A 20,875-nucleotide genomic window follows, 5' to 3' on the forward strand; every position below is an offset into this window, starting at 1 on the left:
TGGAAGCAAAAGAGATGGTCAGAGTAGAAAAGTTAAATAAATCATTTGGAAGCCTACACGTATTAAAAGATATTGATCTAACTGTTAAAGAGAGCGATGTGGTAGTATTAATTGGCGCAAGTGGCTCTGGTAAGAGTACCTTACTACGTTGCTTAAATTTCCTTGAACATAAGGATAATGGAAAGATCATAATTAATGGGGAGCAAGTTGAGAATAAAACGCATGACTTAAATGAAGTTCGTCAGCGTGTAGGCATGGTTTTTCAGCATTTTTATTTATTTCCCCATAAAACGGTATTAGAAAATGTCATTGAAGCACCTATTATGGTTAAACAGCTTCCGAAGAATCAAGCGATAGAAGAGGGAAAGGAACTATTAGATAAAGTTGGACTTGGAGATAAATATAATGTTTATCCATCTACGTTATCTGGTGGTCAAAAGCAACGTGTGGCTATTGCAAGATCATTAGCGATGAAGCCAGAAGTGATGTTATTTGACGAACCGACCTCTGCGCTTGATCCAGAATTAGTAGGTGAGGTATTGGCTACCATGCAGGAGCTTGCTGATGAAGGTATGACTATGGTTGTGGTAACACATGAAATGGGCTTTGCAAGGGAAGTTGCTGATTGGGTTGTTTATATGCACGATGGCAAGATTGTAGAGTATGGACGACCAGAAGATTTATTTGAAAATCCTAAAGAACAACGCACTAAAGAATTTCTTAGCTCGATATTATAAAATAAAACCAGCAAATGCTGGTTTTATTTTTTTCGTTTTAAAAGGTAAATTCCTATTCCGACTAATACAATTGGCCAATAGATATTGATGAAGTCAAATACATCATAAACCCAGTCAAACCATGTTGGTACATTAATGGAGAAAATTAAAATACTGGAAAGAGTAATCAATATTAGGCCTGGCAATAATCCTTGTTTTGTTTTCATATAGCGTACGATAAAGGCGATGCCGACTATAAGAGGATACATTGCCCAATGATCCGTCCAAAAGGCATAATGCTGTATACCATGAAAGTGAATGCCTAAGCCGAATATAATGGTAGCCCCCAGTAATTGATGATAATCTTTTGATTGAAAGCTATATATTAATAGCGATAAGCCAATAATAATTAATAAGGTAGGCCAAGAATAAAAATCCGTGAAAATAGGGAGCTTTAGTTGACGGAATAAGAAATACAGCCCAATACCAATTAATAGATAGGCGGTAAACGTATTTTTGTTTTTCATCTATAAACCTCACTTTGTAACGTCATTATTCGTTAGTCGATAATTCCATAAGTTGATTTCTTGCTTCTTATCTTACGGTATGATAGAGTACATCTGGGTATTATTTATAATTATTATCATATCATATTGTTTCAAAATCTGTTCACAAAACAAAAAAATCCAACGATTTATCTATGGTATAATAGTTGGAGTAAAAGAAATTCACGTTCAATGAAATATTGAACCTCTTGATCTTTGGAGGAGAGATAAGGTGCACATTCTAAAAGTAGGACTAAACTATAAATCAGCCCCTGTTGAAATACGGGAAAAACTAACGTTCCCTGAAAACTCTCTTCAGGATGCAATGCTGGAATTAAAAAAACGAAAAAGTATTTTAGAAAACGTAATCGTTTCAACCTGTAATCGTACTGAAATCTATGCAGTGGTAGATCAGGCTCACACAGGTCGTTATTATATAAAGCAATTTTTAGAAGACTGGTTTGAAATTGTAAAGGAAGAGTTTTCTCCTTACCTTCGCATTTCAGAAGATGATGGCGCCTTGGAGCATTTATTTAGGGTTTCTTCAGGTCTTGATTCGATGGTTCTAGGGGAGACTCAAATACTTGGACAGGTTAAACAAGCGTTTTTAACTTCTCAAGAAATTAATGCAACTGGTACCATTTTTAATGAATTGTTCAAACAAGCGATAACATTTGCTAAAAAGTCACATAGGGATACAGCTATAGGAGAAAATGCAGTATCTGTTAGTTATGCTGCCGTAGAGCTTTCCAAAAAGATCTTTGGTAGTTTAAATAAGAAGCATGTCGTCATCCTTGGAGCAGGAAAAATGGGTGAGTTAGCTGTTAAAAACATCCAAGGATCTGGTGCAACGGAGATTACTGTAGTAAACCGAACACTTGAAAAAGCACAAGCATTGGCAGATAAGTTTGAGGCGAAAGCAATGCAAATCAATCAATTATCAGATGTGTTGTTAAACACAGATATTTTAATTAGTTCGACAGGATCAGAGTCATTTGTTTTGACGAAGGAAATGTTAGAACCGATTCAGAAATTACGTAAAGGAAACCCACTTTTCTTAGTAGACATTGCAGTACCTAGGGATTTAGATCCGAAAATCGGTCAAATAGATAATGTGTTCTTATATGATATTGATGATCTTCAAAATATTGTTGACGAAAACCTTGAAGCGCGTAAGCATGCAGCACAGGCAATTGAAATATCACTTGAAAAAGAGATTATCCTTTTTAAAGAGTGGTTAAAGACACTTGGAGTTGTACCAGTTATATCTGCTTTAAGGCAAAAGGCACTTCGAATACAAGCAGAAACAATGGAAAGTATTGAGCGTAAAATGCCGGAACTTACTGATAGAGAGAAAAAGGTTTTAAATAAACATACGAAGAGTATTATTAATCAATTATTAAAAGAGCCAATTACACAAGCGAAAGAATTGGCTGGTTCCGATAAGGGAGAGGAAGCACTGCAATTATTTGTTGATATCTTTGGAATTGAGAGTGAAGTTCAGGAAGAATATGAAAAACAAGCAAAAAAAAATGATGTTTCCTTAGACTCAAATCAACGAGAAAAAGGATTTCATGCGCTTCTAGAAAAGCTCGCTACGAATTAATAATGTAAAGGAACTTCAATATGGTTGATATTCGTTGGCTTTATGAAGGAATATTCGTTATTTATATCTTAAGTTTAATTGGTTATTTTATTGATTTTGTACAACAAAACCGGAAGGCGAATAAAGTAGCCTTCTGGTTACTTTGTATGGTTTGGCTCCTTCAAACCTTTTTTTTATTTCACCAGCTTGTCGTTCTAAAACGATTTCCTATAGCAACTTTAACCGATAGCCTTTTCTTTTACGCATGGGTATTAGTTACATTTTCAATCATTATGAACCGTCTGTTTAAGGTGCATTTCATCGTTTTCTTTATCAATTTATTTGGTTTTTTTATATTAGTGATGCATGCATCACTAATCGTGCAGACACATGTGGAACAGCCTGGTATACAGTTGGTACATGAAATATTAATTTCACATATTTCCTTGGCAATTATTTCTTATGGGTTTTTTACGATATCGTTTTTATTTTCTATAATGTATATGCTTCAGTATCGATTCTTAAAAGAAAAGAAGGCAATAAAGTGGATCTGGCGTTTAGGAGATTTGGAACGGTTGGATGTATTTACCTTTCGGGCAATTACAATTGGTGTTCCACTGTTACTAATTGCTATCATTTTAGGCTTTGTTTGGGCGTATGCGGAAAATGTAGAATTCTATTGGTTTGACTTAAAGACTATTGGATCAATACTAGTACTATTCGTTTATATCGTATACCTATTATTAAGAATCGGGAAGCGGTACTCAGGTAAATCGTTAGCATTTTATAATACTTATGCATTTCTTGTATTAGTTATTAATTTCTTTTTATTTAGTACACTGTCAAATTTTCATATTCAGTAAACATTTAAGGAGGCATAACAGATGCGAAAAATTATTGTTGGATCACGGCAAAGCAATCTAGCATTGACACAGACAAATTGGGTAATAAACGAGCTTAAAAAAGCAGGGGTACAAAATGATTTTGAAGTTAAAAAAATCGTGACAAAAGGTGATCGAATTCTTGATGTTACGTTATCAAAGGTTGGCGGAAAGGGACTGTTCGTGAAAGAAATTGAACAAGCCTTATACGATAAGGAAATTGACTTTGCAGTACATAGTATGAAAGACATGCCTGCAATTCTTCCAGAAGGATTAGTAATCTCATCCATACCGGTGAGAGAAGACCATCGGGATGCACTTCTGTCAAAAGATAATATTCAATTAAAGGATTTACCAGAAGGAGCTATTGTAGGTACGAGCAGCTTGCGTCGAGCGGCTCAAATTTTAGCTACTAGACCAGATATAGAAATAAAATGGATACGAGGAAACATTGAGACACGGATTCGTAAATTGAATGAAGAAGATTATGACGCCATTATTTTAGCTGTTTCTGGGCTAAAGCGAGTTGGTTTAAGCGAGGACTTAATAACAGAATATTTAGAGCCTGAAGTATGTGTGCCTGCAGTTGGGCAAGGAGCATTGGCAATCGAATGTCGTGAGGATGATGAAGAGCTTCACCAACTTTTGGCAAAGATTAATGATGACTATACAACAAAGACTGTTAAAGCAGAAAGAACATATTTACACTTATTAGAAGGTGGCTGTCAAATTCCAATTGGTGGATTTGCCTATTTGGAGGAAGACGAGGTTGTTCTAACAGCACTTGTTGGTACACCAGATGGTAAGACTATATTAAAAGAAGTAGTACGTGGTAAGGATCCAGAGAAAGTTGGAAAAATTGCAGCTGAAAAATTATTGAAGCAAGGTGCCAAAGAAATTGTGGAACAAGTTAAAGAGGAGTTAGACAAATAATGGAGCTTCCATTATTGAAGCGTAAAATCCTTATCACCCGTGAAGCCAAACAATCGAAAGGTTTCGCAGATAAGCTTACTAACCTTGGGGCAGAGGTCTCTACTGTACCACTCCTTAAAATCAATTGTAAAAATTCTCGTGATAATCAACATATGCTACAAAAAATCATGAACTTTCAATGGATTGTTTTTACTAGTGAAAATGGAATTAATTGCTTTTTCCAATTGCTTGAGGACGATACGCTACTTCAACAAATCCGCTTTGCTGTTGTTGGTAAAAAGACAGAAGAAGCGTTAAATCGTTACGGCTATCAAGCAGATCTAGTTCCATCAATCTATGACGGTAATCACCTCGTAACAGAATTTCTTGATAGATATCATGAAATTGGAAAAGTATTGCTCGTTCAAGGTAATCGTTCTCGAGATGTTATTGAGAAGGGTCTAATAAATGCTGGAGTTCCGTATGAGACACTCATTGTGTATGAAACTTCCTACAACGAAGAAGCTAGGAAATCCCTAGACCGTGTATTAAGGGCAGTTGAATTTGATTTTATTACATTTACGAGCCCTTCAACAGTGGAGGCTTTTCATCAGTTTAAGCCTAGCGAGCTCCATTTACCCATTGATACTAATATTATATGTATTGGTAAAACAACAGAAAATCGCGCAAAGGAGCTTGGTTTTAACCAAACGCGTATTCCAGATTCCTATACAATAGATGGAATGATTGAAGTTATGTGCCAAACTTTTAATAGAGAGGATTGAATTAACTATGGAAAAACATGTAGATTTTAAACGTCATCGTCGCTTACGTTCCTCTAATGCGATGCGCACGATGGTTAGAGAAAATCACCTTCGAGTTGAAGATTTTATCTATCCGATGTTTGTTTTAGAAGGAAAAAACACCAAAAATGAAGTGTCTTCAATGCCTGGAGTATATCAAGTATCACTTGATTTAGTAGTAGAAGAAGTGAGAGAAATGTATGACTTAGGTATTAAGTCTATTATATTGTTTGGAGTTCCGAATGAAAAAGATGAAATTGGTAGTGGTGCATTCGTGGAAACTGGAATTGTCCAAGAAGCAACACGTCTTATTAAAAGCGAATTTCACGATTTACTAATTATTGCAGACACATGCTTATGTGAATATACATCTCATGGTCATTGTGGTGTTATTCATGATCATGATGTAGATAATGATGCATCACTTAAATTACTAGCGAGAACCGCAGTTTCTCAAGCACAGGCGGGGGCCGATATTATTGCACCATCCAACATGATGGATGGATTTGTTATAGCTATTCGTCAGGCATTAGATGAAGCAGGGTTTACCAATATCCCAATTATGTCATATGCCGTTAAATATGCGTCTGCTTTTTATGGACCGTTTCGAGATGCAGCTGATAGTACTCCTCAATTCGGTGACCGTAAAACCTATCAAATGGATCCAGCCAATCGACTAGAAGCGTTACGAGAGGCGGAGTCCGATGTACAAGAGGGAGCAGATTTTCTAATTGTGAAGCCTGCTTTGTCTTATCTCGATATTGTTCGTGATGTTCGAAATAACTATAATCTTCCTGTAGTTGCCTATAATGTAAGTGGTGAGTATGCGATGGTGAAAGCAGCAGCTCAAAACGGATGGATAAATGAACGTGAATTAGTAATGGAAAAACTAACTTCAATGAAACGCGCTGGAGCAGATTTAATCATTTCATATTTTGCAAAAGATGTAGCAGTTTGGCTTAAAGAAACTAATTAATAGGGTGAGGTGAATCGTTTTGAAAAACTATAATCAATCAATTGATGCATATAAGGAAGCGGTAGACTTAATGCCAGGTGGTGTGAACTCACCTGTACGTGCATTTAAATCTGTCGGTATGGATCCTATTTTTATGGAGAGTGGAAAAGGCTCTAAAATTACAGATATTGATGGAAATGAATATATTGATTATGTGCTTAGTTGGGGTCCGTTAATATTAGGACATGCCGATGAACGTGTTGTGAGTAAATTGCAAGAGGTCATTGAAAAGGGTACAAGCTTTGGTGCACCGACATTACTCGAAAATAAACTAGCAAAATTAGTTATTGACCGTGTACCTTCTATTGAAGTTGTTCGAATGGTGAATTCTGGAACAGAGGCTACAATGAGCGCATTGCGATTAGCTCGTGGTTATACTGGAAAAGATTTAATCCTTAAGTTTGAGGGAAGCTATCATGGTCATGGAGATTCTTTATTAATTAAGGCTGGCTCAGGAGTTGCGACTTTAGGACTTCCGGATAGTCCTGGAGTTCCAAAGTCTATTGCCCAAAATACAATAACGGTTGCCTATAATGACCAAGAAGGTGTTCGATCTGCTTTTGAAAAATATGGCGATAACATTGCGGCAGTTATTGCAGAGCCTGTTTGTGGAAATATGGGTGTAGTACCACCTGTTAATGATTTTTTACCATTCCTAAGACAAATTACGGAACAGCACGGCTCTTTACTTGTGTTTGATGAAGTGATGACCGGATTTCGTGTTGATTATCATTGTGCTCAAGGCTATTACGGAGTAACGCCAGATTTAACATGCTTAGGTAAAGTTATTGGTGGTGGATTACCAGTAGGAGCTTATGGTGGGAAACGTGAGATTATGGAACAAGTTGCTCCTCAAGGGCCAATCTATCAAGCCGGAACTCTCTCAGGTAATCCGTTAGCAATGACAGCAGGTTTTGAAACCTTGAATGCATTAACAGGATTTTCTTATGAGGAAATTAATAAACAAGTCGACAGGTTAATAGAGGGATATCAGACAGCAGCTAAGGAATTTAATATTCCATTACAAATTAATCGAGCTGGCTCTATGGTTGGTGTTTTCTTTGCAGAAGAACCAGTAACTAATTTTGCAACTGCTTCACAATCAAACCTTGACTATTTTAAACAATATTACCGAGCAATGGCAGAAGAAGGTGTATTCCTACCACCTTCTCAGTTTGAAGGATTATTCCTTTCAACGGCTCATACCGAAGAGGATATTGATAATACGATTGAAGCTGCAAGAAAAGCGTTTTCCAAGATAACGAAATAATCGGTGAAAAGCTATTCCAATTTTGGAATAGCTTTTTATTATTTCTCATGTAATGTTACACATTGCTTTTACGTTATGGCGTTAGTCTTCTTCAGCTAGTCCTAGGAATTAGTTAGAGCAAAAATTATGTGCAATTGATTTTATGCTACTAAGCATATCCTTATGTCTTGGCTCATATAGATAATTAAGAGATAAGAGCATATGGATGTATGTTTGGAAGGGAGGAAGCTACTTGGCTAACGAGCAGTCAGTTTTTCGTTTTGATTTAAATGAGTCACTTTATTTTGAAAGAGGTCAAGAAGTTGCAGAAATAATGGGAATCTCCTTAGATCCGGAAATTTCTATTCAGGAGTTTAACGATTATATCTCCATAAGAGGTGTTGTTGAATTACAAGGATCCTATCAAAAAGAGCCTTTAGTAGGTGAAGAAACTGAAGATGATGCTTACTTGGATGGATATGATTCAAAACGCTATATGGAACGGGTGACAGATAACCACTATGGTGGGGCAGAATTCATGCATCGATTCCCAATTGAGATTACGGTACCATCCTATCGAGTTGATAATGTTGATGATGTACTTGTAACAATTTCTGAGTTTGATTATGAGTTGCCTGAATCGAATCATTTGTGCTTACGTTCAACAATAGAGATTTATGGCATTAATAATGAAGTGGAAGAAGAAACAACGGAGGAAGCTTTTGAATCTCAAACGTTATCAAGTAATGAGGAGGAAGTATTTACTAGAGATACAGAAGATACATTTGAATTTGAAGTCAAGCATGATGTAGAATCATCTAGCTCTAGTTCTTCAGCTGAGTCTCCAGAACATTATCCGAATATAACGGAAGATGTTCAGAAGGATGAAGTTGAAAGTGACCGCTGGAAATTCAAGGAAAAAACACAGTCTTTTGATGAGTTCTTCCAAAAAAACAAGGAACCAGAAGAAGTAGAAGAAGTAGAAGAAGTAGAGGTGGAATCTGTTGAATCATCATCATATTATATGGATGATGAAGCGGATGGTAGCCCTATTGAAAGTGATGAAAGCAGAACACAAAGGGCTGATTTAACGTATCTAGCAGATATGTTTCGTGGTGGTGATGAACAGTATGCCAAGCTAAGGCTTTGTATTGTTCAAGAGAAAGATACGCTCGAATCACTAGCAGAAAAATATCAAACGTCAACCTTACTAATTCGAAATCAGAATCAGTTGGAAGATGATGATCTATCAGAAGGTCAAATCATCTACATCCCAGTTAAATAGAAATGGAAATAAATTAGTAACCCCTTGACTCTAAGCCAAGGGGTATATTAATGGAAACTCAAGTTGGTGGTGAATAGCTTGGAATATATTAGGAGGGTACTGGAAACGTATAATATTTATCCTTTAGAGATTGATAAAATATCAAAACGTCTCTATCGAATTAAAGGACATAACCAGGTTTATGCATTAAAGAAAAGCTCCCTGACATCTGACACATTACCTTTGTGGTTAAACAATTACCAAATTGCAAACGCCCTAAATCTGGTTCATATTTTACCAGTTTATTTGAATCGTTCTGGTGATCTTCAAACGGAACAAGATGGCGACATCTACTATTTGACACCGTGGATTCAGTCTGTAAATAGAGCGAATTCACTTGAAAAGATTTATCAGAGCTTGGGATTAATCCATGCGAAAACTAGGCAAGTCAATCGTATATCGGATAAACCACGTCAGGATATCCGGGAAAGCTTTCTTATTTACAAGCAAAAAATGACGGATTTAAAAAAAGATTTACTTAAACATGTAGAACGATTTGAACAAAGGCACTTTATGTCACCAATTGAATTATTAGTATGCACACAGTATCGAGATGTGGTTCATGCCTGCTATCTTCTGGATAGGCGACTTAATCAATATTTGGATCAGCTAGAAGAGCTTACGGAGTGGCGTATATGCCTGTGCCATGGAAGATTAATACCTGAACACATTCTTCAAAACGATCATACGTATTTGGTTAATTGGGAACATGCTTCCTATAAACATCCTATCGATGACCTCACTACGCTATTAGGAGCAAATGCAATAAATTATGATGCAGAAACAAAAGATTTAATGCAAGAATTCAACCATTATATGGATGAAAATAAATTGGAGAATCATGAGCTGAATTTACTAGGCATATATTTACTTGATCCAACTGCATACATCACTTTGATAGATCAATTTACAAGTACAGCTTCAGAGAAATCTATGATAGAACAAGTAGTACAGATACAACGATTGCATCGACAGCTTCTATTCGGAGTGCAATTTTCAGAACATATTACGGCTGAGTATGAAATGCTTTCATTTGATGAGAGCAGCAGTGATGCTTAAATCCATTTCAAATAAAAGGCAATAAATAAGAATCCAATTAATAGGGTTAATAATACATCAAACGTTGTTGGAATAAGAATCGTTCGTATTAGTTGGAATATAAGAATTGGTAATGTTACCGTTTCAGCTATGAATAAACATTTTTTTGCCCATGGTGGTAAACGATAGCGATAATATCGAGCCATAAATAATCACCTCAACTTTTCACCAAGCGTTTCTTTTTGTAATACTATATGTATAAACCTAGTTGTTTTGTGCAATGATTCAATTAATAGTTGCTTTTATAAATGAAATTGGCTAAAATATAAAAATAACTAATAATCGATTATAAAAAGAAGCAAATGATAGGGAAGAGTACAGAATATTTGCCTTAAAGAGAGGAAAACAGTTGGTGAGAGTTTTCTAGGTGGAATTTTTGGAAGGTCGCCCTTAATGCAGCTACTCTGAACCTGAACGTTCTAGTAGGAGTATGCCGGTTCATGACCGTTATCAAGCAATGAGTGTGCAGGTATTACGTATACCTGTAAACAAAGGTGGTACCACGGAAAATATGCCCTTTTCGTCCTTTTTCTAGGATGAAAAGGGCTTTTATATTTTAGGGAGGTTTATTGTATGGAAGAAAAAGAAAATACGACTTTACCGCCAAAGTATGATCCGCAAGCAGTAGAGAAAGGTCGCTATAAGTTTTGGTTAGAGGGTAAATATTTTGAAGCAACAGGAGATCTGGATAAGGAGCCGTTCTCTATTGTTATTCCGCCTCCAAATGTAACTGGTAGGCTACATCTTGGGCATGCATGGGACACAACCATGCAGGATACTATTTCACGTATGAAGCGAATGCAGGGATATGATGTATTATGGCTTCCAGGAATGGATCATGCTGGTATTGCTACTCAAGCCAAAGTTGAAGCAAGACTTAAAGAAGATGGAACAAATCGTTATGAATTAGGTAGAGAGAAGTTCCTTGAGAAGGCTTGGGATTGGAAGGAAGAATATGCTGATTTTATCCGTTCCCAATGGGAAAAGCTTGGTCTTGGATTAGACTATTCTAGAGAGCGTTTTACCCTAGATGAAGGACTGTCAGATGCTGTTAAAGAAGTTTTTGTTTCCCTGTATGAGAAGGGGCTAATTTACCGTGGTGAATACATCATTAATTGGGACCCAGAGACGAAAACAGCTTTATCAGATATAGAGGTAATTTACAAAGAGGTTACAGGTAATTTTTATCACCTGAAATATCCGATTAAAGATAGTAATGAAACAATTGAAATTGCTACTACACGTCCAGAAACCATGCTTGGAGATACAGCAGTAGCTGTACATCCTAAGGATGAGCGATATAGCCACTTAGTCGGTAAAACAATTGTCTTACCGATAACAGGCCGAGAAATCAAAATAGTAGCCGATGATTATGTTGATCGTGAATTTGGTTCCGGAGCTGTAAAAATTACACCTGCACATGATCCAAATGATTTTGAAATTGGAAACCGCCATAATCTAGAACGAATTCTTGTTATGAATGAAGACGGGACAATGAACGAGAATGCTGGCAAATATAAAGGTATGGATCGTTTTGAATGTCGTAAACAAATTGTTCAAGATTTAGAGGACATGGGTGTGTTGTTTAAAATCGAGGAGCATATTCATCAGGTTGGACACTCTGAAAGAAGTGGCGCGGTTGTCGAACCATATCTATCGACTCAATGGTTTGTTAAGATGCAACCTTTGGCAGATGCTGCTTTAGATATGCAAAACACGGAAGAGCGCATTAACTTTGTTCCGAAACGATTTGAGCAAACGTATTTTAATTGGATGGAGAATATACGTGATTGGTGTATTAGTCGTCAATTATGGTGGGGACACCGAATACCTGCTTGGTACCATAAGGAGACGAAGGAATTATATGTTGGAAAAGAAGCCCCCCTAGATATCGAGAACTGGGAACAAGATGAGGATGTTCTTGATACATGGTTCTCCAGTGCTTTATGGCCATTTTCTACGATGGGCTGGCCAGATGAAGAATCAGAGGATCTAAAGCGTTATTTCCCTACTGACGTATTAATTACTGGTTATGATATTATATTCTTCTGGGTAGCACGTATGATTTTCCAATCGAAAGAATTTACGGGTAAACGCCCGTTCAAGGATGTATTACTTCATGGATTAATTCGCGATGAGCAAGGGCGTAAATTTAGTAAATCACTTGGTAATGGTGTTGACCCGATGGATGTTATCGATAAATACGGTGCAGATTCTTTGCGCTATTTCTTGTTAACTGGTTCATCTCCAGGGCAAGATATGCGTTTCTATTGGGAAAAGGTAGAATCAACCTGGAACTTTGCCAATAAGATTTGGAATGCCTCTCGTTTCTCTTTAATGAATATGGAAGGATTCACTTACGAAGATATTGATTTATCTGGTGAGCTTTCGTTAGCAGATAAATGGATATTAACGAGATTAAATGAAACAATTGAACAAGTTACCAAAAATACGAATAAATATGAATTTGGTGAAGCGGGTCGTCACCTTCATAATTTCATTTGGGATGAATTATGTGATTGGTATATCGAAATGGCAAAGCTTCCACTATATGGTGAAGACGAAGCGGCTAAGAAAACAACTCGCTCTGTTCTGGCATATGTGTTAGACCATACAATGCGACTGTTACATCCTTATATGCCATTCATCACAGAAGAAATTTGGCAAAAGCTTCCACATCAAGGTGATTCTATCACAATTGCTAAATGGCCAGAAGTACGTCAAGATTTCCATGATGAAAAAGCAGCAGAAGAGATGAAGCGTTTGGTTTCCATCATTAAATCAGTACGTAATATCCGTGCTGAAGTAGATACACCGATGTCGAAGCAAATAAAGCTGTTAATTAAAGGTAGCGATCAGCAAGTTGTTGACGAGTTAGAAACAAATCGTGGCTATATCGAGCGTTTTTGTAATCCAAGTGAATTAACGATTGCGACAGATTTAGAGGCTCCTGAGAAAGCAATGACGGCTGTCGTAACTGGTGCTGAAATCTTCTTACCACTTGAAGGATTAATTGATTTTGATAAAGAAATTGCTCGTTTGCAAAAAGAGTTAGACAAGTGGAGTAAGGAAGTAGAGCGTGTACAGAAAAAGTTACAAAACCAAGGGTTTGTTTCGAAAGCTCCGCAAGCAGTAGTTGATGAAGAAAAGAAAAAAGAACAAGACTATCTAGATAAACGGGCAAAGGTTAAGGCACGCCTTAACGAGTTAAATGGATAGCGACAAAATAAACCTGGATGCATGATTTAAGCATCCAGGCTTATTTTGGTTTTAATAAAAGAAATATATCGTTCAACAATATTGATGTCACTTACAGCGCTTAATGTTCTTGATCCTACTACATCCTCTATCTCATTAAATAATAATTCATCCTCAGGACTAAATAAAAAGTCAATACCCACCAAACCAAATTCAAAATGGTGAATTATGGTTCGGACGATCTTTTCTTCAGTTGGATTTAGTTCATACCAAATTGCTTTTCCACCAAGTTTATAATTGGACCTGAAATCATCGTTGCTTTCTCGTAATACAGCACCAATTATTTCATTTCCAATGACGAAAACTCTTAAATCCTTTCCTAGCTGTACATTGGTAGACTGAATGACATACTCTACGGCAGAACTGCTCTCGAAAAAGGTATGCCAATGTTCTAAGGTTTTGATAATATAAACCTGCTTTCCTCCTCTACCCGAAACTTCTTTTATGACGAATGGATAAGACATAGGTGGTGCTTTAGTTAGATTTTTATGCATGGCGAAGTATGTATCTACCATTGGGATCCCAAGCTTGGCAATTTCATAATAGGTTTTTCCTTTATGATTGCATATGTCTGCTACTTTAGAAGAGTTGAACACAGCAATTCCCAATTGCTCTAACTGTATACTAAGCAGTGGCTCGATTGTACGTACTATGGAAAATTCTGGTAAGGTAACCTTCCTATTGTTCACAAGTAGCATATGCTTATTTTCGCGTATTCCTATTGTTAGCTTTTCACGCAGTACTAATTCAATCTGTAAATCCTGTTTATTTGCTTCTTCTATATACCAATTGATGTACGACTCGTTTTCATTAGCATCTTGTTCACTGTATATAAGCCATCCCTTATGTTTCATCGTGTTCCCTCATTGTTAACTTTAGATATGATATATTCCATTATCGCATCAGCTGCATTTACACCAGTACAGTCCAATAGATTACGTATATGGGCATTTGAATTGATCTCACAAACAATATAACTACCATTTGATCCGAATAATAAATCAACGCCACAAAAGTCAGCCCCAATTGCCTTAGCCGCTGCAATGGCGACTTGTTCTGCCTTGGCATCAGGAACATAGGCTTCCATTTTCCCTCCAGCAGTTACATTTGCTCGGAAATCATTGCTGGCTGTTCGTTTCATCGCGGCTACAACTTTTTCTCCAACTACTTGCAACCGTAAATCCTTTCCTTCACTAGAAGAAATAAATTCCTGAAACATAAAGGGTCTCCCGTAAAGCTCCATTACTTTTTGCTCTAATTCTTCTATTGAATGGACTAAATACACCTGTTCACCAAATGATCCAAAGGATTCCTTGACAATCATTGGTAAACCTAGTTGATGTACAATTGCATCTAGGTTTGGTAGTTGTTTTTCAGAGCGATGATAAAAAACCTTTGGTGCGACAATTGTTTGTGGAATTGGTAAACTCGCCATTGCTAACAGCTGGTAAGTTGCAATTTTATCATCACTTATTTCGATAACCCTCGAGCTGTTAAATACTGGTATTCCTAATAATTCTAATTGTTTAGCTAAATAAATGTCCTTATCTGTAAAAACGACATAATCAGGTAATTCATACACTGATAATAACGCTGCATCTTTTGAACTCAATGAAGCAAGTAATTCATTATTTTTAATAATACTAGTTTTAGAATGGTGCTTACTTGCTGAGTCTTGCAGCATTTCAGCAAAATCAAGAAATTTCTCACCTGGTAAATTCCCATTATAGATAATCCAACCATATGTATTCAATTGACGAATTCCTTTCTCTATATGCTATACTGTTTTCTAATTGATAGAAAAGATGGTGGTTGTATGTTTTACAGTCTAGAAGAGGTGCAGGTTTTTTTTGATGAAAGAAAGCTTTTTGGTATAAAACCTGGCTTAGACCGGATGGTCCAATTATTAGCCTCACAACAAAACCCTGAAAAGAATTTTAAATCCATTCATATAGCTGGTACAAATGGAAAAGGTTCTACTGTAACTTACTTGAAGGATTCACTAAAAGCAAATCATTATCGGGTAGGCGTATTCACGTCACCTAGCTTAGATGGGTTAACTGGCCATATAATGATAGATGATCGACCAATAAGTGAAGAACAATTTTTGTCGTTACTCAATCAATTACTCCCAACTATTCAACAGCTTGATAATATTCAAATGCATGCAACTGAGTTTGAGATATTAACAGTTATTGCGTTTATGTATTTTAGTGAGGCAGTTGATATTGCCTTAATTGAAGCTGGAATGGGCGGTCGCGAAGATTCGACAAACTGTATTGTTCCAATATTATCTATTATAACAAATATTGAGAAGGACCACGCGCAATTTTTAGGAGATACCATTGAGAAGATAGCTTATCAAAAAGCAGGGATTATGAAGCAAAATGTTCCGACTGTTTTAGGAAACGTCCATGATGTTTGTTTGCCAATTATTTATCAAGAAGCAAAGCTTAAACAAGCTAAAGTCTACCAGTTACACCGAGAATATGAATATTGTAACGTTCAATCTAACCTTAATGGGAATTATTTTAATTGGCTTTTTGCAGAACAAAGCTTGCGTGTAACACTTCAAATGCAAGGATTTCATCAGATAGAGAATGCTTCAACCGCACTAATGGCAATGGTAATAATAGAACAAGTTGGATTTCCTATTAACTGGGAGAAGGTATTACGAGCAATGAGTACCTCGCAAATTGCAGGGAGATTTGAAAGACTACTTCAATATCCGTGTGTTTGGATAGATGGTGCACATAATCTAGCAGGCATGAATGCATTTTTACATACTACTCGTGAATTATCTATAAAGCAAAGGAAACATCTCGTTTTTGCTGGTTTTCACGATAAGGAACTAGTTCAGATGATAGAATTAGCAATTCCTTATTTTGATTCCATCATTCTTACTACCTTTGACCATCCAAGAGCAGAGGATGCTACAAGATTAGCGAATCATATACATTCGAGCAAGATTAGTGTTTCAACAAATTGGCAAAAGCTCATAAACGAATTTGGCAACGAATACAATAATGACTGCTATTTTTTTGCAGGGTCATTACATTTTATTGGTATGGTTAGAGCTTATGTGCTCACAGAAAATATTAATTAGTACCATGCACTTTATGTAGAAATAAATGGTTTTGCTGCTGACAATATTCGCCTTACTTTTCAATTTCCCTATGCTAGAGTTAAACAAACAATTCTAGCAAAGTGGGGGAACAACATATGTCTGCAAAAAAACCGATAGTTGTAAGAATCGATGGAAAAAAAACGAAGAATCACGCTAGTAAAAATAATAGCTTAGAAGAAGAAAAGCGTGCAACAAGAGAACAAGCTGCGGCCGCAGAAGAATCGAGTGATAATAGAATTCATACCTTTGCTAGAGAGTATGATCCTTCTTTAATGCTTTCGAAGTCACATGCAACCAAGAATGGTAACTTGAACATCTTTAAACCAATCCTGATTGCGATTATTTCTGCTATCATTATTGGCTCTATCATGGGATTTGTCATGTTAAAAATAATAGTTAACTTTGATAATGATCTAAACAATAATCCTACAGTTGCTACAGCTGATGCTGATAAAGACGCGAGTGAAAAGAATGGAATAGCCAATGGTTCAGAAGGCTCCCTGTATAAAATTGATACAACATCTGCCTTTGTATTACAAGGTGGAGTGTTCTCTGAAAAAGCAAATGCGGAGACAGAATCAACAAAATTCATTGAAGCAGGATATGATCCTGTAATTTGGGAAAGGGATAGTCAATTCTATCTCTTAGTAGGAATTGGAAATACCAAAGAAGACGTACTTCAAGTTGGGGAATCGCTTCAAAGTAGTGGTATTGAAGTGTATGCAAAAGAATGGCAAGTAGCAGAAACTGAAGTAACACTTACAGAGGAAGAGCATAATTGGATTCATTCATTCCAAGAAAAATGGAATGCTTCCTTAGAGGATGGAAGTTCGGAACAAATCTTAAGTGATTGGAAACAATTCCTTAAAACGGCACCTGATCAATCTAACGCTTTTAATACATTTGTGAAAAGCTTAGAGGATAACGTAAATAATTTGTCGGGAGAAAGTAAACATGAAGTTCGTTATACGCTATTAACCTTCTGGAATCAATATGCTTCCTTCATTAATAATAGCGTTAAGGATACAGAATAATTATTAAAAAAATATTTTATATACTAGTAGTATTCGAAATCTAGCTTTTCGATACTACTTTTCGCTATTTTAGGCAGTTTTCTCTCCTCGAAAAGACACAAGATTAGATTTGTAAGTATGAAATAATTCGTCTATTCTGGATGATAGTTTTTATATGGAGGAGGAAAGAGAAATGAAATCTACTGCTATTATGATAAAGGACGTCCCAAAGGCAGATCGACCGAGAGAAAGAATGCTAAACTTAGGAGCAAATCATCTATCTAATCAAGAATTACTTGCTATTATTCTGGGAAGTGGCACAAAAGAGGAATCGGTAATGGAGTTAGCCAATCGACTACTTGTACATTTTGAGGGGTTAAAGCTGCTACAAGATGCTACAATTGAAGAACTAACTGCTATTAAGGGTATTGGGACTGCTAAAGGTGTATTAATTCTTTCTGCTTTAGAAATTGGAAAGCGTTTGAATCAGTACAAACCAATGGAGCGCTATGTAATTCGTTCTCCAGAGGATGGTGCGGAGTATATTATGGAAGAATTGCGTAATTTAAATCAAGAGCATTTTGTTGTCTTAAAGTTTACATAAATACAATAAAAACACGCACTAATAAAATAGCACGTGTACAACCGTTACCAGCTTATCTTCTTTCACAAACTTTATGCCTTCTATGAACATATTTAGAAATTGATGCTTCTCTTTAGGATTTAGGCTAGTCCAATTTAAGTTAAAATCATTTACAATTTCTAACAAAACAGTCTCATTAATATTATTTGTAGTCGGCTCAATTTCTTCTAATTGTTCTTTCCAATCATCTAATAGTTGTTTTGTTTCGAGCATCCTTTCAGAAAACTCATCATCTGTCATTTGATCGTTCGCCCATGCTCTTTGGTACTTTGCTCTTTGTTTTTCCACCCTTGCTATTTGGCTTTTAATATGACCTGTTGGATTTTCCTTTTTTTGTTCTTTGATTTTCTGTATTTTTTTGGGGAACTCTTTCATATAATCCACAAAAGCATCTTCAATAACTGTTTCACTCACACTGATAGGCTTTCTTTTGGCTAAGGCACATACTTGGCACCTATACCTATTGTGCTGATAAATACTGCCATCTTTCCGTTCGTATTTATACCGCTCGCTTGTTAAGTGATTTCCGCAGGTCGGACAAATTAACTTCATTTGATATATAAAGAAAGAGTTAACTGCACGTTTTTTCTTATTTTGTCTTGAAGACAGTATTTTAAGTAAATGTTCGTGTTCTTCTTTGCTCATGATTCCTTGGTGCGTATTTTCAATTATTTCGTCCTTCCATCGTGTAGAGCCATATAAGGCTGGATTTTTAAGCATTTCTAAAATAGATGTAATATGCCATTGATAACCACGAATAGGCGTTAAACCACTCTCATTTAGATAATTTGATACCTGTCTTATTGAATAACCACTTTTCACTTTAGATATAATGTCTTTTAAAATATCTATTTGTTCGTCATCGACTACTAGTCTCTTATTAATCTTTTTAAATCCAAAAGGTGCTTGTGACAAAAATTCTCCAGTTCTAGCTTTTTCCATTAGCACCATGCTAACGCGTTCGCCTGTGTTTTCTCTTTCCCATTGTGCCATAGCAGCTACTAACGTAATAAATAATCTTCCTACTGCTGTACTTGTGTCGTATGGTTCTGTAGCGGAAACGAAAGCACAGTTATGTTTTTCAAACGTTTCAAGCATTTCATGAAGGTCTCTAACGGATCTAGTCATTCTATCCAATCGCCATACTAGTACCTTATCAAGCATTCCTTCCTGGATGTGCTGAATCATCTTCTGTAAAATAGGGCGGTGCATGTCTTTTGCGGACTTTCCTTCATCTACATAATATTTAAAGTCATGCCAGCCTTGACTATAACAGTACGATTTTAAACTTTCTCGTTGTGCAGAAATAGAAAATCCTTCTTTGGCTTGCTCTTCTGTAGATACACGAATATAGATTCCTACTGTCATTTTGCATCTTCTCCTATTATTTTTAAATATATTATAGAACACCTGTTCCCGTTTTGGTGGAATTGTGTTAGAATCATGGTAGAATAGAAATAGATAATTTGAATCATGAAAATATTCGGAATACGTAATAAACTTAATTGTAATGAATGTGTAATAAGTGTTAAGCTATAATGTAAGTAAGTCAATTGATTTACTTCGGTCGGTGAGTAGATATATTCTACTCATTCTAATCGCCTACTTCAACCCATTCATATAGTTCTTCTATATTACAATTTATTATTGATGAAATGTTCTTTGCAATTCGGAGGGACATCATACGTTTGTTTAAAACATAAGAATTGATTTGTTGTTTGGTAACTCCCAATTTTTCAGAGAGTTCTTGTTGAGACATTCCAGCTTGTTGTAAGCGGTATCGAAGTAGGCATCTTCCGACCTTATAAGCCAAAAAAGACACCTCATTTAATATCAACAAAGGAGCTGGTTCGTGATGAAAATGACTGTTGATTTATTAGAATTAATAAGTAAGTTAGCGCAGCAAGAAGGGTTACATATACCAGCTACAATAAAAGAAGTTACTTCATGCCACGCAGAGAGCGGATAAAGGCTTTAACGCCTTCTATCTCTTCTTTGGTTGCTGGCTTCCCATCAACTAAAAGTTTATATTTTTCCTGAAGTTCGTCAACAGTTAGTGTATTGGAATCCTCTACAAATAACTGTTCTGTTTCAGTGAGATTTTTTTCTTCTGTTCTCCCTAAGAGGTAATCAACCGTGACATTAAAAAAATCGGCAATTTCATATAACCTATTTTTACGCGGCAATCTTTCATCATCCTCATCTTCATAATGTGTTAATGATGATCTGGGTATGTCTAAAAGCTTTGCGAGTTCTTCTTGTGATAGTCCTCTATCTTCTCGTAATTCCCTCAATCTTTTTGAAAAATTCATACACTATTCCTCTCCTTCACCCAATGAATTATTATACCCTATATTGTTCGGAAAATAAACAGTTCGTTTTTCGCAAAAAAGGTGTTGACATGTGTGTAAAACGAACGTATACTATAATCAAGAGGTGCGATAAACGAACGAAAGAGAGGTGAAAAATTGAATACAGCACGTAACAAACTTATTGAATATCGCAAGAAACAAGGGTTAACTCAAGAAGAATTAGCTAAACGTGTAAATATCTCACGTGCGTATCTTTGCAATTTAGAAAATGGTAAATATACACCATCTTTGGAAGTTGCTTACAACATAGCACATCATCTTAATACATCTATAGACGAATTATTTTTTTAACTTTAATGTCCGTTTTACGCACAATTTATTGAAGAAAGGGAGA

General features: G+C 36.1%; 20 protein-coding genes, 1 pseudogene and 1 other annotated feature. Of the genes and pseudogenes, 14 read left to right on the forward strand and 7 right to left on the reverse strand.

Annotation, left to right across the window (positions count from 1 at the left end; translation table 11 throughout):
- Positions 1 to 14 precede the first annotated feature (14 nt).
- Entirely contained in the window at positions 15 to 737 is a 723-nt protein-coding gene (locus ABC228_RS00790; protein WP_345824142.1) for an amino acid ABC transporter ATP-binding protein, read from the forward strand.
- A gap of 23 nt (positions 738 to 760) precedes the next feature.
- Here the strand turns inward: ABC228_RS00790 and ABC228_RS00795 are convergent, their stop codons facing one another.
- Positions 761 to 1,243, reverse strand: a complete 483-nt coding sequence (locus ABC228_RS00795; protein ID WP_345823185.1) for a LiaI-LiaF-like domain-containing protein — start codon at positions 1,241 to 1,243, stop codon at positions 761 to 763.
- Positions 1,244 to 1,493: 250 nt separating this feature from the next.
- Between ABC228_RS00795 and hemA the strand changes: the two genes are divergently transcribed.
- The 8 genes from hemA to ABC228_RS00835 all read left to right on the forward strand — a co-directional run bounded on the left by hemA (position 1,494) and on the right by ABC228_RS00835 (position 10,089).
- Positions 1,494 to 2,867 carry a glutamyl-tRNA reductase gene (gene hemA / locus ABC228_RS00800; RefSeq protein WP_345823186.1) on the forward strand — a complete coding sequence of 458 codons (1,374 nt, stop codon included), beginning with the start codon at positions 1,494 to 1,496 and terminating at the stop codon, positions 2,865 to 2,867.
- A 20-nt stretch (positions 2,868 to 2,887) separates the two neighbouring features.
- Complete coding sequence (locus ABC228_RS00805) at positions 2,888 to 3,709, forward strand: cytochrome C assembly family protein (protein WP_345823187.1); 822 nt, start codon at positions 2,888 to 2,890, stop codon at positions 3,707 to 3,709.
- A 21-nt stretch (positions 3,710 to 3,730) separates the two neighbouring features.
- Positions 3,731 to 4,660 carry a hydroxymethylbilane synthase gene (hemC, locus tag ABC228_RS00810; RefSeq protein WP_345823188.1) on the forward strand — a complete coding sequence of 310 codons (930 nt, stop codon included), beginning with the start codon at positions 3,731 to 3,733 and terminating at the stop codon, positions 4,658 to 4,660.
- Positions 4,660 to 5,424 carry a uroporphyrinogen-III synthase gene (locus ABC228_RS00815; RefSeq protein ID WP_345823189.1) on the forward strand — a complete coding sequence of 255 codons (765 nt, stop codon included), beginning with the start codon at positions 4,660 to 4,662 and terminating at the stop codon, positions 5,422 to 5,424. The genes hemC and ABC228_RS00815 overlap by 1 nt, the downstream gene beginning before the upstream one ends.
- Positions 5,425 to 5,431: 7 nt before the next feature.
- Complete coding sequence (gene hemB / locus ABC228_RS00820; RefSeq protein ID WP_345823190.1) at positions 5,432 to 6,418, forward strand: porphobilinogen synthase; 987 nt, start codon at positions 5,432 to 5,434, stop codon at positions 6,416 to 6,418.
- Positions 6,419 to 6,437: 19 nt separating this feature from the next.
- Entirely contained in the window at positions 6,438 to 7,727 is a 1,290-nt protein-coding gene (gene hemL / locus ABC228_RS00825) for a glutamate-1-semialdehyde 2,1-aminomutase (protein ID WP_345823191.1), read from the forward strand.
- A 232-nt stretch (positions 7,728 to 7,959) separates the two neighbouring features.
- Entirely contained in the window at positions 7,960 to 8,991 is a 1,032-nt protein-coding gene (gene spoVID, locus ABC228_RS00830; RefSeq protein WP_345823192.1) for a stage VI sporulation protein D, read from the forward strand.
- 78 nt (positions 8,992 to 9,069) lie between these two features.
- Entirely contained in the window at positions 9,070 to 10,089 is a 1,020-nt protein-coding gene (locus ABC228_RS00835; protein ID WP_345823193.1) for a phosphotransferase, read from the forward strand.
- Here the strand turns inward: ABC228_RS00835 and ABC228_RS00840 are convergent.
- Entirely contained in the window at positions 10,086 to 10,274 is a 189-nt protein-coding gene (locus tag ABC228_RS00840) for a hypothetical protein (protein WP_345823194.1), read from the reverse strand. The two genes, ABC228_RS00835 and ABC228_RS00840, sit on opposite strands and share 4 nt — an antisense overlap.
- A gap of 147 nt (positions 10,275 to 10,421) precedes the next feature.
- Positions 10,422 to 10,659: a binding site (T-box leader), on the forward strand.
- Between the two features lie 42 nt (positions 10,660 to 10,701).
- On the opposite strand from ABC228_RS00840, the gene ABC228_RS00845 reads away from it, so the two are divergent.
- Complete coding sequence (locus tag ABC228_RS00845) at positions 10,702 to 13,347, forward strand: valine--tRNA ligase (protein ID WP_345823195.1); 2,646 nt, start codon at positions 10,702 to 10,704, stop codon at positions 13,345 to 13,347.
- Positions 13,348 to 13,373: 26 nt separating this feature from the next.
- On the opposite strand, the gene ABC228_RS00850 is transcribed toward ABC228_RS00845, so the two are convergent.
- Complete coding sequence (locus tag ABC228_RS00850) at positions 13,374 to 14,240, reverse strand: ATP-grasp domain-containing protein (RefSeq protein WP_345823196.1); 867 nt, start codon at positions 14,238 to 14,240, stop codon at positions 13,374 to 13,376.
- Entirely contained in the window at positions 14,237 to 15,139 is a 903-nt protein-coding gene (locus ABC228_RS00855; RefSeq protein ID WP_345823197.1) for an ATP-grasp domain-containing protein, read from the reverse strand. Before ABC228_RS00855 ends, ABC228_RS00850 begins: the two co-directional genes overlap by 4 nt.
- Positions 15,140 to 15,202: 63 nt before the next feature.
- Here ABC228_RS00855 and ABC228_RS00860 point away from each other — a divergent pair, with 63 nt between their 5' ends.
- The 3 genes and pseudogenes from ABC228_RS00860 to ABC228_RS00870 form a co-directional block, all read left to right on the forward strand.
- Positions 15,203 to 16,492: a bifunctional folylpolyglutamate synthase/dihydrofolate synthase gene (locus ABC228_RS00860; protein ID WP_345823198.1), complete on the forward strand. Its 1,290-nt coding sequence runs from the start codon at positions 15,203 to 15,205 to the stop codon at positions 16,490 to 16,492.
- Between the two features lie 116 nt (positions 16,493 to 16,608).
- Positions 16,609 to 17,547, forward strand: a complete 939-nt coding sequence (locus tag ABC228_RS00865) for a hypothetical protein (RefSeq protein WP_345823199.1) — start codon at positions 16,609 to 16,611, stop codon at positions 17,545 to 17,547.
- 172 nt (positions 17,548 to 17,719) lie between these two features.
- Positions 17,720 to 18,118: pseudogene (locus ABC228_RS00870) on the forward strand (UPF0758 domain-containing protein); the annotation flags it as partial.
- A 30-nt stretch (positions 18,119 to 18,148) separates the two neighbouring features.
- On the opposite strand, the gene ABC228_RS00875 reads toward ABC228_RS00870, so the two are convergent.
- The 3 genes from ABC228_RS00875 to ABC228_RS00885 all read right to left on the reverse strand — a co-directional run bounded on the left by ABC228_RS00875 (position 18,149) and on the right by ABC228_RS00885 (position 20,481).
- On the reverse strand, positions 18,149 to 19,537 hold the full coding sequence (locus tag ABC228_RS00875) for a recombinase family protein (RefSeq protein ID WP_345823200.1): 1,389 nt from the start codon (positions 19,535 to 19,537) through the stop codon (positions 18,149 to 18,151).
- A 226-nt stretch (positions 19,538 to 19,763) separates the two neighbouring features.
- Positions 19,764 to 19,991: a helix-turn-helix transcriptional regulator gene (locus ABC228_RS00880; protein WP_345823201.1), complete on the reverse strand. Its 228-nt coding sequence runs from the start codon at positions 19,989 to 19,991 to the stop codon at positions 19,764 to 19,766.
- Between the two features lie 118 nt (positions 19,992 to 20,109).
- Entirely contained in the window at positions 20,110 to 20,481 is a 372-nt protein-coding gene (locus ABC228_RS00885) for a helix-turn-helix domain-containing protein (RefSeq protein ID WP_345823202.1), read from the reverse strand.
- 156 nt (positions 20,482 to 20,637) lie between these two features.
- Between ABC228_RS00885 and ABC228_RS00890 the strand changes: the two genes are divergently transcribed.
- The gene (locus tag ABC228_RS00890) at positions 20,638 to 20,832 is read left to right on the forward strand and encodes a helix-turn-helix transcriptional regulator (RefSeq protein ID WP_345823203.1); all 195 of its coding nucleotides are present in this window, start codon (positions 20,638 to 20,640) and stop codon (positions 20,830 to 20,832) included.
- The last annotated feature ends 43 nt before the right edge of the window (positions 20,833 to 20,875 follow it).

It is taken from the genome of Ornithinibacillus xuwenensis (genome assembly GCF_039614845.1).
Classification (GTDB): Bacteria; Bacillota; Bacilli; order Bacillales; family Amphibacillaceae; genus Ornithinibacillus; species Ornithinibacillus xuwenensis.